This window comes from Marinobacter vulgaris (assembly GCF_003344045.1).
GTDB classification, from domain to species: domain Bacteria; phylum Pseudomonadota; class Gammaproteobacteria; order Pseudomonadales; family Oleiphilaceae; genus Marinobacter; species Marinobacter vulgaris.
Map to the genome: position 1 here is coordinate 1 of NZ_QFWX01000030.1, position 1,001 is coordinate 1,001.

General features: G+C 53.7%; 1 pseudogene. It reads right to left on the reverse strand.

The window, feature by feature from the left end:
- A pseudogene (locus DIT71_RS17905) lies at positions 1 to 931 on the reverse strand (IS3 family transposase); the annotation flags it as partial.
- Positions 932 to 1,001 lie beyond the last annotated feature (70 nt).

Here is a 1,001-nt window from a genome sequence, read left to right on the forward strand (position 1 = left end):
CTCTGCCTCATCTGATATCGCCAGAGTTGCTGACGGAATCTCAGGCTGGTGTACTGGCACCCCTGATCGGAATGAAACAGAATTCCCAGCGGCTCCCCACGCGATTCATAGGCAATGGTTAGGGCCTTTTTCACCAACTCCGTATTCGGTGATAAAGACATTGCCCAACCAACGGATTTACGGGAAAACAAGTCAATTACAACCGCCAGATAAGCCCAGCGGGCTCCTGTCCAAATAAATGTAATATCTCCCGCCCAAACCTGGTTAGGCTCCTGTACATCGAATTCCCGGTCGAGATGGTTCGGGATATCAAGATGTGGCTGTTCAGCTTTCTTGTAGGCGTGACTCGGCGGTTGCGTGCTCACTAACCCTAACTGTTTCATTCGCCTGCCAGCGCGGTAACGACTCAGTGGCGTTCCCGCCTGAGTCACCATGCTGGCAATGGTGCGGGCCCCGGCTGAGCCGTTACTGGCTGTGTGCGCCTCGGTAACCTGGTCCTGAAGCTTTCGCTCAGCCTCACAGAGAGTTCTGTCCCGGTCACGCCAGGCTCTATAGCTACTGCGGTGTACCCCGAACACCTGACACAAGTGTTGCACCGCATGGCTCTCTTCAAGTCGCTCGATTATCGAGAATTGTTCAGGGAGTCCGACATCAAGAGAGCGGTAGCCTTTTTTAATATTTCCTTCTCTTCCTCCGTCCGCCGGAGTTTGCGCCTCAGCTCCTGAATCTCACGTTGTTCGGGCGTCAAAGCATCGCCTTTCGGTGTATTCCCCCCTCGCTCGGAGCGAAGCCTGCGAACCCAGTACTCCATGGTGGATTTACCAACTCCCATGGCTTCACACGCCGCCTTCAGCGTGTAACCCTGATCGACCACTAGCTGGGCCGCCTCCAACCGAAACTCCGGACTGAATGTTCTCTTCTTCGTCATCATCTGCACCTGACTTTCTTTATGAGTGATCATACACTCAAAATCAGGTGGCCAGATTCACTATGCCACTACA